Source organism: Ornithinibacillus massiliensis (assembly GCF_018310345.1).
Classification (GTDB): Bacteria; Bacillota; Bacilli; order Bacillales; family Amphibacillaceae; genus Ornithinibacillus; species Ornithinibacillus massiliensis.
The window spans coordinates 59,923-74,974 of the sequence record NZ_JAGXBY010000008.1; the positions used below are offsets into that span (position 1 = coordinate 59,923).

15 protein-coding genes are annotated in these 15,052 nt (G+C 37.2%); all 15 read left to right on the top strand.

Annotation, left to right across the window (positions count from 1 at the left end):
* Positions 1-99 precede the first annotated feature (99 nt).
* The 15 genes from KGF86_RS17715 (at position 100) to KGF86_RS17785 (ending at position 15,035) form a co-directional block, all read left to right on the top strand.
* Complete coding sequence (locus tag KGF86_RS17715) at positions 100-780, top strand: metal-dependent hydrolase (RefSeq protein ID WP_211742602.1); 681 nt, start codon at positions 100-102, stop codon at positions 778-780.
* Positions 781-1,179: 399 nt separating this feature from the next.
* Positions 1,180-1,932 (top strand): prepilin peptidase, encoded by a 753-nt coding sequence (locus KGF86_RS17720; protein WP_186870167.1) that lies wholly within the window; start codon positions 1,180-1,182, stop codon positions 1,930-1,932.
* 315 nt (positions 1,933-2,247) lie between these two features.
* Complete coding sequence (locus tag KGF86_RS17725) at positions 2,248-3,753, top strand: G5 domain-containing protein (RefSeq protein WP_211742603.1); 1,506 nt, start codon at positions 2,248-2,250, stop codon at positions 3,751-3,753.
* Between the two features lie 22 nt (positions 3,754-3,775).
* Positions 3,776-5,434, top strand: coding sequence for a GspE/PulE family protein (locus KGF86_RS17730; protein ID WP_246521701.1), 1,659 nt, complete (start codon positions 3,776-3,778; stop codon positions 5,432-5,434).
* Between the two features lie 11 nt (positions 5,435-5,445).
* Positions 5,446-6,486, top strand: coding sequence for a type IV pilus twitching motility protein PilT (locus KGF86_RS17735; protein WP_281413800.1), 1,041 nt, complete (start codon positions 5,446-5,448; stop codon positions 6,484-6,486).
* Positions 6,486-7,697, top strand: coding sequence for a type II secretion system F family protein (locus KGF86_RS17740; RefSeq protein ID WP_211742605.1), 1,212 nt, complete (start codon positions 6,486-6,488; stop codon positions 7,695-7,697). Before KGF86_RS17735 ends, KGF86_RS17740 begins: the two co-directional genes overlap by 1 nt.
* Before the next feature lie 97 nt (positions 7,698-7,794).
* A complete protein-coding gene (locus KGF86_RS17745) occupies positions 7,795-8,235 on the top strand; it encodes a type II secretion system protein (protein WP_211742606.1) in 441 nt (146 codons plus the stop codon).
* A 336-nt stretch (positions 8,236-8,571) separates the two neighbouring features.
* Positions 8,572-9,570: a type IV pilus biogenesis protein PilM gene (gene pilM / locus KGF86_RS17750; protein ID WP_211742607.1), complete on the top strand. Its 999-nt coding sequence runs from the start codon at positions 8,572-8,574 to the stop codon at positions 9,568-9,570.
* Positions 9,571-10,161 (top strand): PilN domain-containing protein, encoded by a 591-nt coding sequence (locus KGF86_RS17755; protein WP_211742608.1) that lies wholly within the window; start codon positions 9,571-9,573, stop codon positions 10,159-10,161.
* Positions 10,154-10,831: a hypothetical protein gene (locus KGF86_RS17760; protein WP_211742609.1), complete on the top strand. Its 678-nt coding sequence runs from the start codon at positions 10,154-10,156 to the stop codon at positions 10,829-10,831. Before KGF86_RS17755 ends, KGF86_RS17760 begins: the two co-directional genes overlap by 8 nt.
* 53 nt (positions 10,832-10,884) lie before the next feature.
* Positions 10,885-11,346 (top strand): type IV pilus modification PilV family protein, encoded by a 462-nt coding sequence (locus KGF86_RS17765; protein WP_186870175.1) that lies wholly within the window; start codon positions 10,885-10,887, stop codon positions 11,344-11,346.
* On the top strand, positions 11,336-11,779 hold the full coding sequence (locus KGF86_RS17770) for a PilW family protein (protein ID WP_186870176.1): 444 nt from the start codon (positions 11,336-11,338) through the stop codon (positions 11,777-11,779). Before KGF86_RS17765 ends, KGF86_RS17770 begins: the two co-directional genes overlap by 11 nt.
* A gap of 1 nt (position 11,780) precedes the next feature.
* On the top strand, positions 11,781-13,223 hold the full coding sequence (locus KGF86_RS17775) for a DUF7305 domain-containing protein (protein WP_186870177.1): 1,443 nt from the start codon (positions 11,781-11,783) through the stop codon (positions 13,221-13,223).
* Positions 13,224-13,424: 201 nt separating this feature from the next.
* Entirely contained in the window at positions 13,425-13,649 is a 225-nt protein-coding gene (locus KGF86_RS17780; protein ID WP_186870178.1) for a hypothetical protein, read from the top strand.
* Between the two features lie 78 nt (positions 13,650-13,727).
* Complete coding sequence (locus KGF86_RS17785; RefSeq protein WP_186870179.1) at positions 13,728-15,035, top strand: DRTGG domain-containing protein; 1,308 nt, start codon at positions 13,728-13,730, stop codon at positions 15,033-15,035.
* Positions 15,036-15,052 lie beyond the last annotated feature (17 nt).

Genomic DNA, 15,052 nt, shown 5'->3' on the forward strand with positions numbered 1-15,052 from the left:
ATGTCATTTATAATGCTGTCTTTTCTTGTATATTAAAAGGATTTTAGCTATAAATGTAGAATGTATATCGTAAAACACAAATAGGAGGATGATTCGTTAATGAAAGTATCATATCATGGACATTCTGTTGTTAAAGTAGAAACTGGAGATAAGACGATTTTAATTGACCCGTTTATAACCGGAAATGGATTATGTGATTTGAAAGCAGCTGAGGTGAAGGCTGATTACATCTTACTAACACACGGACATAATGATCATGTTGGGGATACAGTTGAGATTGCCAAAAGAAATAATGCACTAGTGATTGCTCCTAATGAATTAGCTGATTATTTAAGTACTAAAGGTGTTAAGGTACATAATATGCATATTGGCGGATCATGTGAATTCGACTTTGGAAAGGTTAAGTTTACCCAAGCTTTCCACGGATCAGCGTTTACAGAAGAGGATGGAACGATGATTTATACAGGTATGCCATCAGGAATTCTGTTAACCGTCGAAGGGAAGACGATATATCATCTAGGAGATACTGCGTTATTCTCGGATTTAAAAATGTATGGCGACATGTATACAATTGATTTAGCGTTTATTCCAATTGGGGATAACTTTACAATGGGACCAGAGGATGCACTCATTGCAGCAGATTGGATTCGTGCTAAGACCGTTGTCCCAATTCATTATAATACGTTTCCAGTAATTGAACAGAATCCAGAGGATTTTGTTAAAGGGCTGAAGACTGGTAAGGGTAAGGTAATGGAAGCGGGTAGTGTGTTAGAACTGTGATACAGCATATGAGAGAATATTGGAGGAGTGTACGGATGGATTTAGCTAACTTGGAATGATTTTCAATAACTGGGCTGTGATAGTAGCTGTCTGCTTGGCTAGAAACGAAGGAGAATAAACCGCTTGTTGTGTACTCAATTGCTATCGTGACCGTGTTTATGGACGTAACGTTATGAACAGTGTTTGGGTATTAGTAGAAAACATTAGCGAACATTGTTAAATATCAGAGGCCTGAGTAGCTATGTAATTTAATTACTCAGGCCTTTACCTATGATTGGTCCTCCACTTTATACCCTCTTTTTATCTTCTTATAGCTAATTCATCTAACTTTTTTAAATCATCTTTTTTTTCTAATTTAATGGTATAATCGTTACAGTTTAAAGGGATGGAGGTAATGTAATGGAGTTATTTGCTATTATATCGTTTTTTCTCTTGGGCTTGGTTTTAGGCTCGTTTTATAATGTTGTCGGCATACGATTGCCTCAAAAAGTATCGTTCACAAATGACCGTTCAAAATGTCCAAGTTGTCATCATACATTGTCTTGGTATGATTTAATACCGGTTGTATCGTTTTTGATCCAACGAGGGAAATGTCGATATTGTGGTGAACGTATTTCCATTTTATATCTCGTTATAGAATTACTAACGGGGATATTATTTGCATTCAGTTATATGATGATTGGCTTTGAGCTGGAGTTAATTAAAGTGCTTTTATTAGTTTCCTTATCGATGATTGTATTAGTAACAGATTTAAAGTATATGCTCATTCCAAATAAACTACTGCTTTTCTTCTTGCCGTTCTTTATCATTCTATTAATTATTGACCCTATTCAACCTTGGTGGTCGCCTATCGTAGGAGCAATAATTGGAATTAGTTTGATTGCTCTAATTATTATCGTTAGTAGAGGTGGAATGGGAGCGGGAGATATGAAGTTGTTTGGTTTGTTAGGATTAGTACTGGGATCAGAAAAGGTTCTTATGACTTTTTTCTTATCTTGCTTGCTTGGTGCTTTCATTGGCGTTATTTTGATGTTATTCGGAATCATTAAGAAGAAGCAACCAGTTCCTTTTGGACCTTATATTGTATTTGCTGCTATTATTTCCTATTTCTTTACAGATAGAATTTTGTCCTTTTATGTTCAATTTTTATAAATTGTGAATAGATAATGTTATAAATGTATATTCTTTGTCAAATATACCTAGAAATTATTGACATTTCACTAAATTCATTGATACGATTAGGATGATACTAAAGTACTACTTTTAGAAATAAATATAATTTTCAGTATCAATCCCGAGAATCATAGCATAATGGCTTAACACTAACGGATCTTCGTTAGTGATATATTACTATGTAAATGATATAGGGATTGAGTACTAGTTATTAATAACTATGAACAAGCCCTCCTATGTGATGAATTGTTCTTTTGCGTTCAACGTAATATGTCGAAAAGGTGGATTTTATCCATGAATATAGCAAAAAAAGCTATCATTTATTTCAGTATTTTGATTGTCATTAGCATCTTGGTAATCGCTAGCTTCATGTTCTTAGGAGCTTTTTCATTTCCTAAGGGTTCACAAGTGGCAGGTATTGATGTTGAGGGATTAACTGTTGATGAAGCGAAAGAAGTCTTGCAAAAAGAAATAAATGATTGGCAGAAGCAGCCTTCGATGGTGGCTGTCAGTGAACATGAAGAATTAGAAATTCCACGAGCAATGTTTCAATTTGATATTGAAAAGTCGTTAAAGAATCTGAAGGAAAAAGTACAAGAAAATTGGTTGCCGTTTATCAAACGGAAGAACATACATATTCCATTAGAGTTAACTCTAGCTCCTGATGATAGGTTTAAGGATTGGCCAACCTATATAGATGTGCCAACAACTATGAAGAAAGCTACAACATTAGCGGAGAATTTACAAGAAGCACCGATTGCAATCGTTTATCATGATGAACGAGAGCCATATTTACATACAGTTGTAGATACTTCTGTTGAATTACCAAATGGACTGTCATCTAAAAAAGTAGAGATGATTGTCGAATCGATCAATGGTCAAACAATAAAACCAAAGGAATCCTTTTCTATACTTGGAACATTGCCAAAGCTATCGAGTGATAGTCAACAAGAGGTGAATTTTGTTGCGTCAAACCTTTATGCTTTAGTGTTACAAACGAATCTAACTGTATTGGAGCGTCATTCACAAGAAGTTATCCCTGCTTACTTAGAGCCGGGGATGGGCGTGAATATTAATACGAGAACGGGAAAAGACTTAGTGCTCTACAATCCGAATGATAACACATACACACTTACATTAAGTCAAAATGGCGACCACCTTAAATTATCCATTAATGCCTTAACCGCTGAGTCTACATTAGGCTATCGAGTGGCCAGGATAAAACAAGTGGAGCCTAGAACGATCTATCGTTATAGTAAAGACCTTGGATTTGGTGAAAGCACGATTATTCAAGAAGGAGAAGCGGGGTTAGAAGTAGCGGTATACCGTAATGATGCTAGGGAGGAAGAGCTTATTAGTAGAGATTTCTATCCTCCAGTTCCTAAAATTGTCGTCGTACCATTTGAAGATGAAATCTCAGAAATGAATCGAGCGGCAGACGAAATGCTATTAAATAATACTGTTCGAGAAGAAGATATTTCATCAGGTGATGAGCAACAAGACAGGAATCACAACGATGGCTCTGTTAGGGAAAGGTTAACACAATGGGATAATCCTAAAGCCATGGAGGGCTTTATTCAGTTTGTCATTCTATTCTGTGATCTGCCCATTACAGATATTGATTTAGCAGAAGAGTATATCGAGGAAGCGATTATCGAATGTATCGAGAAAATGGATGCTGATGAGCTACATCTATTAAGCTTCTTATGGAATGTATGGAATCTAGCAGGTCCATTCGAATTCCAATTGGAGCAATCCGAAGAAATGGAAGCAGATAACCAACCGAATAATGTGAAATAGACAGAAGCTGGGGGTGTTAATTTTGGTGAGAAAGCGATTAGGAGATTTACTTGTAGGTGCAGAATTAATCACGGAAGAACAATTAGCTGCCACATTAGCAGATAAATCACCAGATGAAAAACTCGGTGATGCTCTATTACGTGAAGGCTATATTACAGAACAGCAATTACTAGATGTTTTAAAATACCAGCTTAATATTCCACAAGTAGATCTTTATCAATATTCAATTGATAAGGATGATGTGGTTCAGCTAGTACCAAAGGAGCTAGCTAAGCGACATAATCTGATGCCTATTCGTGTGGAGGGGAATAGACTCTTCGTAGCGATGGCAGATCCTATGGACTATTTTGCTATTGAGGAGCTTCGCATTGCAACTGGCCTGCAAATTAATCCAGGTATTGCAACGAAAGATTCTATCTTTCGAACAATTTCGAAGTACTATGACCTTCAAGAATCGATAGAAGAAGTGATGGGGGATTATGCTCCGGAAGAATCAATTGATGAGACGGGAATAACGGATGAGGATTCTCCAATTGTACGATTAGTAAATCAGGTGATAGCTAATGCGGTAGCACAAAAGGCAAGTGATATCCACTTTGACCCACAAGAGAGAGAGTTAAGGGTTCGCTATCGTGTGGATGGTGTTTTACGTACTGAACGGTCCTTGCCAAAATATATGCAAGGTATGCTAATCGCACGTATTAAAATCATTAGTAATTTGAATATTACAGAAAACCGTGTCCCACAAGATGGGCGTGTGAAAATAACCATTCAGGACCGATCAGTAGATATTCGTGTTTCGACACTACCGTCTATTTATGGGGAAAAAGTGGTTATGCGTATTTTAGATTTAGGTGCAAACTTAAATGATGTGGACAAGCTAGGATTTACAGAACATAATCTTGTAACATTTAAAAGCATGATTGAGAAGCCGAATGGAATTGTTCTCATAACGGGTCCTACAGGTTCAGGTAAATCCTCTACACTATATGCGGCATTGAACCGGTTGAATCGAGAAGAAGTAAACATTATTACGATTGAAGACCCAGTGGAATATCAATTAGAAGGTATTAATCAAGTGCAGGTGAGGGAAGAAATCGGGATGACCTTTGCAAGTGGATTACGGTCTATTCTCCGCCAAGATCCTGATATCGTCATGATCGGGGAGATACGTGATGTTGAAACAGCACAAATAGCTGTACGTGCATCCTTAACAGGACATCTAGTGTTGAGTACGCTTCACACGAATAGCGCAGTAGATGCTTTAAGCCGATTAATGGATATGGGGGTAGAACCATTTCTATTATCCTCTTCATTAAATGGAGTAGTTGCTCAACGTTTAGTAAGAAAAATATGTCCTGATTGCAGTCAAAAGGTTGGCCCAACAGAACGAGAGCTAATAATGTTTTCAAATGCCAATTTAGTAGTATCTGAGGTTACTAGAGGTAAGGGGTGCTCTAGCTGTGGAATGACCGGATACCGTGGTAGGGTTGCGATTCATGAGGTACTACCAATCGATGAAATGATTCGTAATCTCATCGTAAATACAGGAACAAGAAGAGAAATCCTTTCGTATGTCAGGAAGAAAGAAATGAAGTTTCTATTGGATGATGGTCTTCTAAAAGTGTCACAAGGATTGACGACTACGGAAGAGGTATTACGGGTAGTGTCATCAGATTAGGAGGAAGATTAATGTACATGATTGAAGAATTGCTTAAACTAGCGCATACCCAACAAGCCTCTGACTTACACATAACGGCAAATTCTCCTCCTGTTTATAGAGTGCATGGAAAGCTTATCCGACATGGTGAAAAAGCCCTATCGAATACTGACACAGAAAGTTTAGCAAGGCAGCTTTTATCTGAAGCAGAATGGAAACGATTGATGGAAGTCGGGGAAATGGATAGTTCTTTTAGCTTGGAGAATGTATCTAGATTTCGGATCAATGTATATCATCAGCTTGGAAACATAAGCATCGTGGCGAGGGTAATCCCAAAGGATATCCCGTCCCTTGAAAAACTACAAATGCCAGTAGTATTACAGCAATTAGCTTCAAAGCCGCATGGGCTAATACTAGTGACCGGTCCAACCGGTTCTGGTAAGTCCACAACATTAGCAGCAATGATTAATTACATAAACGAATCGAAGGCAAAGCATATTATTACGCTAGAAGACCCTATTGAGTTTGTACACGAACATAAGAAATCGATTATAAACCAACGTGAGGTTGGTAAGGATACGGAAAGCTTTGCTAATGGGTTACGAGCAGCATTAAGACAGGACCCGGATATTATTTTAGTTGGGGAAATGCGTGATCATACAACAATCTCAACAGCGCTAACAGCTGCAGAAACAGGGCATTTAGTATTAGCTACCCTTCATACCAATAGTGCTGCACAGACAATTAATAGAATCATAGATGTATTCCCGCCACACCAACAAGCACAAATTAGAATTCAGTTGGCATCCGTTTTAGCGGGGGTTATTTCCCAGCGATTACTAGCAAAACCAGACGGCTTAGGAAGGGTAGCTGCAACAGAGATTCTAGTAAATTTACCTTCTGTAGCTAATTTGATTCGAAATGAGAAGGTCGATCAAATAACCAATGTGTTACAAACCAATCGTTCAGTTGGAATGCACACGTTAGAAATGTCTATCAAAGACTTGTTACATAAAGGGTTAGTAAAATTGGATGATGTTAGTGATTTTCTTTCAGATGTAGGTGATTACTAATGCCAATGTATAAATATGTCGGCAGAACGCCTAATGGATTATTAAAGAAGGGTACGATAGAAAGTGCATCCAAATCGCAGGCTATTATTGCGATAAAAGAAAAAGGGATTAGTCCTCGTGAGATTACTGAAACGAAAGCAACCTTACTAAATAGGGATATATCCTTTGGTAGTAATTCCGTTAAAACTCAGGATTTTGTCATTTATTGTAGACAATTTGCTACATTAATCCGTGCAGGAGTTTCAATTGTAGAGGCAACTAATATTTTAGCGCTTCAAACAGACAGTAAAGGTTTAAAAAAGGCTCTATTCCATGTAGAAGCAGACCTTAAGGAAGGAAAGGCTTTCTCGGATGCTGCAGAGAAACAATCCAAATTCTTTCCACCTTTATTCGTCAATATGATACGAGCTGGAGAGGCGACTGGTAATATTGATGAAACATTAGATCGTCTTGCCGTTTACTATGAGAAGCAAAATAATCTCAAAAAAAAGGTTCAATCTACATTAGCTTATCCTGCTGTATTATTAGTGGTTATAATTGCTGTGGTCATTTTCTTAATGGTATCGATTGTACCTACACTAACCGCAACATTTGCCAGTTTCGGTGGAGAGTTACCAGCCATAACCAAATTAGTTGTTACAATGAGTGAATTTATTCAAAGCTCATGGTGGCTTGGGCTGTTAATCCTTGCTCTTATTATCGGGGTATTCGTATTCCTATATAGAAGTAATCAACGGTTTCAATACGCTACACATGTTGTATTGTTTAGACTACCTATATTTGGCAAGTTATTACAAAAGGCAGTAATTGCACGAATGACAAGAACCTTATCCTCCTTAGTGTCTAGTTCTGTTCCTATTTTACAGGCGTTGACAATAGTGGAGAGGGTAGTCGGAAATCCAGTAATTGGTCAGGTGATACTTGCTTCCCGTGACAGTTTAGAACAAGGGCGAGCATTATCTGAACCACTGAAGAGGAGCTGGGTATTTCCACCACTTGTAACCCAAATGATTGCCATTGGAGAACGAACCGGTCAGCTTGACTTCATGCTTGCAAAAGTTGCTGATTTCTATGAGGAAGATGTTGACCGAACCGTTGATACGTTGAAGTCTCTCATTGAACCTATAATGATCGTAATCCTAGCCTTTGTTGTAGGATTTATTGTCATTGCCATTATGGTTCCAATGTTCTCAATATATACCGAGATGTAAGAGCCATATTCTAAATGGGAGGTGGTTCAATCGATTATTTGCAGTGGAATATTATGCTTAAAATTATAAACAATACGATTTTGGAGGGGAAAGAAATATGAAAAAGTTTTTAAAACGATTAAAGAAAGACGAAAGAGGTTTAACATTAGTTGAGTTATTAGCTGTTATTGTTATTTTAGGAATCGTTGGTGTGATTGCATTTGTGGCGATTGGTAATGTTATCGACAATTCTAAGAAAGATGCACATATCGCAAACGCACAACAAGTCATCTCAGCAGTAGAATTGCTAGAAGCTAGTGGTGATACTTTAAACGGATCTGAAGATGCTAGTGAAATTGATTCTGTTGGCAAGTTAACAGATCCTTGGGATACTAATAATAATGGTTATGATTTCACTGTTGAGAGAAGTGATTCAAGAAATGCGATTGTAATTTCATCTGTCCATAGTGAATGTTCATTCACTAATGCAACAAAAAGCAATTTAATAAAAGATGGTAGAGATGCTTGTGGGAAAACTTATACAGTTAGTGATGATTAAGTAATAATATAGAGACTGGAATACAAAGGTTTATGTTATAAGTAAAACCAAATATATAATAACAAATCTCCAGCTCCGGAAATATTACATAGCACTACAGTAGACTCAAGCTCATCCTGGGGAATCTAGAAGAATTCATTGTTCGGCAGTAGTCTATGCATATTTTCGGAGCAAGAATCATTTATTATTATTCAGTTAACAATCTAGTTCAATGTTTTGTGTTCCAGCCTTTAATGATCACCTAGTTCTTTTTACAATTTTACAACCCCAACGTTGTGAAATTATAAAAGGAACTAGTAGTAGAACTTAATTTTCCTATTTAGGATGGTGAGCAGGATGTTCGGTAAACCAAATAAAATAATTAACATCGTTATAGAAGACTATGTCATTCGTTTAGTTGAAACCAATAACTCCAATATTTCTTCTATTAAAGTAATACATGAAAAGCCGATTCCTAGTGGCTTGATTGAGAATGGGAAAATTATGGATGAAATTGGATTTTTTGAGTTTATGAAAAATCTGGTGAAAGAACTTGGAATAAAGAATCGTCATGTGCGATTTTTTGTGCCTAATCCCCTTGTGATTATGCGACAAGTTGAAATTCCAGTTGATTTAAGGGATAAGGACATCACGGAATATTTTCGAGTTGAAATTGGGAAATCGATTCATCTACCATTTAAAGATCCTGTATTTGATATTCATTATCTACCTTTTCAGGATTACTTTGATACAAATAAAGAGGAAGTGTTGACAGGGACCTTCTTTGCTGCTCCTCGGGATGAGATGATGAAGTACACAGAAATTTTTGATGATGCATCCTTAAAGCCGATTAATGCTGATGTAGAAGCACTTGGAGTATATCGTTACTTTCATCATGTCAATCGTATAGACCGTGATAAGGTGTATTTATTTATTAAATTAGATGTCACATCATTTAATATTAGCATTTTTAAAAGACATCAATTGGAGTTTCTACGCTATCAGAACCTAGATCTGCATTTGAATTATGCAAGCATAGAAGAGGAAAGCACTCGAATGACATGGGAATACCAAGAAAGTGATGAGCAGGTAGAGGATGTGATAGAGAATCAAGTGATTGAATTAGAGCGCATTATGAACTTCTACCAATTTTCTATGAAAAGAGGGGAAGAGAAGATAGATGAATTGATTATTATAGGGGATAATCGATATTTACCAGTATTCTATCAAAAAGTGAATGATCGCTTCGAAATACCGACGAATAGGTTAAAAGGGGTCGTATCTCAGAAGTCAGATAAGGAAATTGAACCGCAATTTATTCCCGCACTTGGTTTAGCACTTAAAGGAGGGGCATAGATGCTTCCCGAAGTAGATTTATTACCTAAAATAGAAAGGCAGAATTCTGCAGTATACATATTATTTGTTAGTGGATTATTATTATTTTTACTATTGCTTCTCGTTTTTATCTATTCGTTTTTTACTACGAAACATGCGTTAGGAGAGGTCGAGCAGAATTTAGCAGAAGTAAACGAGGAAAAAACGGTGCTACTAGAGCGAATTACGAGTTTAAAGGAAAGTAATGATAAGGATACATATGGACAGGTGATGGCGTATACGGAGCACCAGATTATACCAACTTCTCGGTTTATTGATGAAATAATAGCTTTACTTCCTGAAAGCGGCTATTTAAGTAGCTATACTTATAACTATCAATCCGTGACAATTGAAACGCAACTGGAGACAATGAGTGATGTGGCTGCATATTTTTCAGAGCTAAATGCCTCGCCATTTATTACAGATGTGAAAGTCAATCAAATGAATACCTTTGACATAAACTCTAATCAAGATAGAACAGATATGTATGAGGTAATCCCACGGTACACAGTAAATTATACGATTGATGTTGACCAACGATATATGAAAGAGGAGGTAGAAGGAAATGAATAGCTTATTTCATGAAAATAAACAATCATTCCTTCTACTATTAGCGTTATTATTTATCTTATTGACTGTAGTCTATTTCTTTTTCTATTTACCTATGAATCAGGAATTGAAATCAAAAGAGAATAATATGGAACTTGTAGAAAAGGATGTTTCTACTCTACAATCAGAAGTGATGAAGCTAGAAGAAGGAAATCAAGCTGGGGTAGAGCCCTATATGCAAGCGGAAAAATTACCACAAGATCCCGAATTGGAAAAGCTTATTCTTACTCTACAGGAGATTGAATTTATTAGTGATAGTAGAATAGATAATATTAACTTTACTTATGGTGGAAGTAAACCGCTGCGAACAGATGTGGAGGATGAAGTTGAAGCTGAACCTGAACCTGAAAATCAAGATGAGGAACTAGAGGAGGTGGAGCAAGTAGAAAGCGTTATTGACTTAGTAAACAAGCCAGATAATTTAGAAGTCATATCTGTCAGTATGGCTGTAAATTCACCTGACTATGAGCACTTCCAACTATTTCTAAACCAGATTGAAAAACAAGAACGGTTTATGACGGTAAGCTCGCTTCATTTTCAAAAACCAGCAGAAAGAGAATTACTTTTAGAGGGAGATTCCTTTCAAACGATCACAGCAAATGTAACGATTACGACATTTTACTATCAGGACTAATCATTTGGTAGTGTGCTTATTAAACTAATCATTGGTAGTAGGGGTTGAATGGAATGAAATGCTTGAACGATTGGTATCGTAATGAATCTGGTTTGACACTTGTGGAATTATTAGTGTCGTTTGTGTTAATTACCTTAATTTTAACAACCTTTATCACGTTTTTCGTTCAATCCGCTACTATGACTACTACATCTGAAACGATTATAGATGCCACCTATATAGCACAAGCTGAAATGGAAAACCTTTATTCGGGGAGTTCAAGTACGAAATTTAGCCAAAGAGAAAATGCGATAACCGATCTAGGTTATGTATGGTTGAAGGAATCGGAAGAATGGACGGTCTTTACGAAGGAATTGGATGGTTCTAACTATTTCATACATATAAGACTGCATCGTGATGAAGTCGAAGCAAATATGACTCGAGTAATAGTGGAAGTGTTTGAAGAAGATGAAGACAACCTTCAAGCTAAAATGGAAAGTGTAGTGGTATGGGGAGAAGAAGACCATGAAGAATAATCTTGTTAATGACAAGGGAATGACTTTGGCTGAGTTGCTAGTAGTGTTAGCAATTAGTAGTTTCATCATGATTATTCTTACTAGTATCCTCCTAACAGTCCAGAATCAGTATACAGATCAATCCAGTGAAGCGGGTAATTTATTTTCGATGACGTACGCATCTAAAGTAATCACGAAAGAAGTAAGGATGGCAAAGAATATAGAGGTTTCCCCTGATCATACATCATTTATAATAAATGATGACACAGCATATGTATTTCATCGAGAGGACGGATTACTAGTTAAAAATGACGTATCATTTGTATCTAATATTCGCGATTTTTATGTAGATGTCATCAAAGATGAATTTGAAAATGAAAAATTTATACTGAGAATTAATACTGAATCTGGTAAGGGTGTTGATACGGAAATAATAGTAAGGGGAAGTGACTAGATTGAAGAAGCTACCAAGTAAGTTTCCACAGAAAAATGGATTCACATTAATTGGTGTTTTACTAGTTATCATATTAATTTCTATCCTAAGTGTATCCATTATCGGGATAACGACTACTTTACTACATACTTCTCAGACGGAGAGACAAGATCAATCGGCTTATTATATAGCGGAAGCAGGATTACATGTCGAGCTAGCAAAAACGGAGGCTGCCATACGGGAAATTTACCAAAATACAGATGAAGAAAATACCTTTTTCACCACATTACATACTAGAATAGTTGGTGATCAGCCAGCCTATACCGATTTTGAGCCGGTTTTTGGTGAAATACCGAAGGCTGAAATAAAGATAGAACAATTGAATGAAACTAACCCAAGAGAATTTCGTATGACATCAACAGGCTATATTGGCGATAAAAAGCGGGTATTACAGCAAGGCTTTTCAATTGAATGGGTACCAAAAAGCTCAGGTAAAAGTATAATCCCTAATTGGGCGTTATTAGTAAGTGAGACGATCGATATACCGAATGGGCGTATTGAAGGAGATATAGGAACACTTAGAACAGGTGCTCATAGTGTAACTGCCTCAGGTGGCGGGAGTATAGATGGTAAAATTTATGTTCCTTATGGAAGTGAGCATCATGCTGTCTATAAACCGGATTGGATGACTTCTTTCCCAGGTGCAACCGGAGCGGACTTAGATGCTACCTTGCCTAGCTTACCTCGATTTCCAGATATCCCTCACTATCCAAATAGTCCGGGACGTTCGATAATTGTACAGGAATGGTATCAGGATGGGACGTATGATTTAACGACTTCTGAAACATTTGATGAAATTAGACTTGGCAATAACAGGGCACTTACTATAAATGTTGGAAATACGGATAAGGAAATAGTAGTGGATAATTTAAATGTAATCAATGGGCATATTCAACTAATAGGAACTGGAAAACTGACTATTTATACGAATCATATTGTATTGGGAAGTGGAAGTACGATTAATAATCATGGCGATGTTAATCAAGTAAACATATTTTTAACTGGATCGGACAATCCATCCAACCCTAAGCAGTTTACGTTAGGGGGAGCCCAAAAAATATATGGCTCGTTATATGCCGAGGATGCCAATATAGACCTTGGAAGTGGAGGCGGAATAAAAGGAAACATATTTACTGGTGGGACAAGCTTTAAAGTTAGTGGGGGAAGTTGGGCGACGTCTCCATTAATATTAGCTCCTAATGCAGTGTTTGAACATACCAATGGAACCATAAATGGGACGGTTCTATGTAAGGTATACAACATGAGTGGAGGAGCTAAATTGAGCTATGGGGAAATGCAATTCGTCGAGGGACCTATCTCGGTGGAAGGTATTGAAAAGGAATATGGGAATTCCACTCCTGCTGGACAACCAATCATCATGAAGAGCTCATTGAGTGAACAATAGCGATATGTTCTATAAACACATATTGTTCGAGAAAAAAGTCTTTTACTATTCGAATGATATTTCGGTGGTAAAGGATTTTTATTGTATTCCGCTTTTTTATATAACCGCAAATTCGATATAAAAGAATGTATTTTGAAAGGTTGGCATGGTTCTGTTGACCAAGTCCTTTTCATAGACTGAGTATAGAAAGGGGGAACTCGTATGAGACATTATGCGTTTTTACGATTACTTCTGGCGGCATTTTTCTTATACTTTGCCTGGCCATTAATTCCACAGTCCTCATCACAGCTTGAAATGTTATTCTGGGGTTGTTGGCTTGTGTTTTTTGTGCTCGTATTTGGAGCTAACCTAGCTACATTATTCAAGATGTCCGAACCACCTGTAATGGAACAGGAATATGACAAATTTAGACAGACAGATGGTTAAACATTGAGCATGGCGCTATTCATCTGTATAATAAAGTTACAAAATGTGACTAGTACAGTTGAAAGTCGGTGAACCAAAGTGGCCACTAAACATGAGCAAATTATTCAACATATTATTTCGCTACCTGTCGGAAATAAAATTTCCGTAAGACAAATTGCGAAACACTTGAATGTAAGTGAAGGAACAGCCTACCGGGCGATAAAAGAAGCTGAAAATATCGGGTTAGTTAGTACGATTGAGCGTGTTGGTACGATACGTATTGAGCGTAAGAAAAAAGAGAACTTTGAAAAGTTAACATTCGCTGAAGTAATCAATATAGTGGATGGACAAGTACTTGGTGGTCGAGAAGGACTCCATAAGACACTCAATAAGTTTGTTATTGGGGCTATGCAATTAGATGCGATGATGCGTTATACAGAGGCAGGTTCATTACTCATTGTCGGAAACCGGGTAAAAGCACATGAGCTAGCTCTGAATGAGGGTGCTGCCGTACTAATAACGGGAGGATTTGATACAGAGGATTACATAAAACGGCTAGCAGATGAAAAGAATTTGCCGATTATTTCTACAAGTTATGATACCTTTACCGTAGCAGCAATGATTAACCGGGCCATTTATGACCAGTTAATTAAGAAAGAAATTGTCCTAGTTGGTGATATTTGTACACCAGTAGAACATGCCCACTACTTAATGACAACGGATACCGTAAAGGCGTGGTATGAGCTGAATGAGCAATCAACCCATTCTAGGTTCCCTGTACTAGATGGAAAGAATCGAGTAGTTGGTATGGTAACGTCTAAGGATATTATTGGGAAGGAACGCGATTTTCCAATCGATAGAGTGATGACGAGAAACCCAATCGTTGTACAAGCGAAAACCTCATTAGCATCTGTTGCGCACATGATGGTATGGGAGGGGATAGAGGTTGTGCCTGTTGCGGATGAGTCCTCTACGTTGAAGGGAATCGTCTCCAGACAAGATGTCCTAAAAGCTCTACAGCAAATTCAACGTCAACCTCAAATAGGGGAAACAATTGATGATATTATAAAAAACAACATATCGTCTGATGAAGGGGATAAGACAACTTTCGAGGCTAAAGTAATTCCTCAAATGACCAATCAATTAGGAACATTATCACCAGGCGTATTTACCTCGCTTGTAACAGAAGCCAGTAGTAGGCTACTTCTTCAACTGAAAAAAGGGGATTTGGTTGTGGAAAACATTACGGTGTATTTTATGAAGCCAGTCCCAATTGATTCCCAGCTCGTTATTAAACCAACGATTATTGAGGCAGGAAGAATTTATGCTAAGATAGATGTAGAAGTTTTTAATGAGAAGAAGTTAGTAGGGAAAGCCTTATTAATGGCACAAATAATGGATCGATAACAATAAAGCTGACTAGT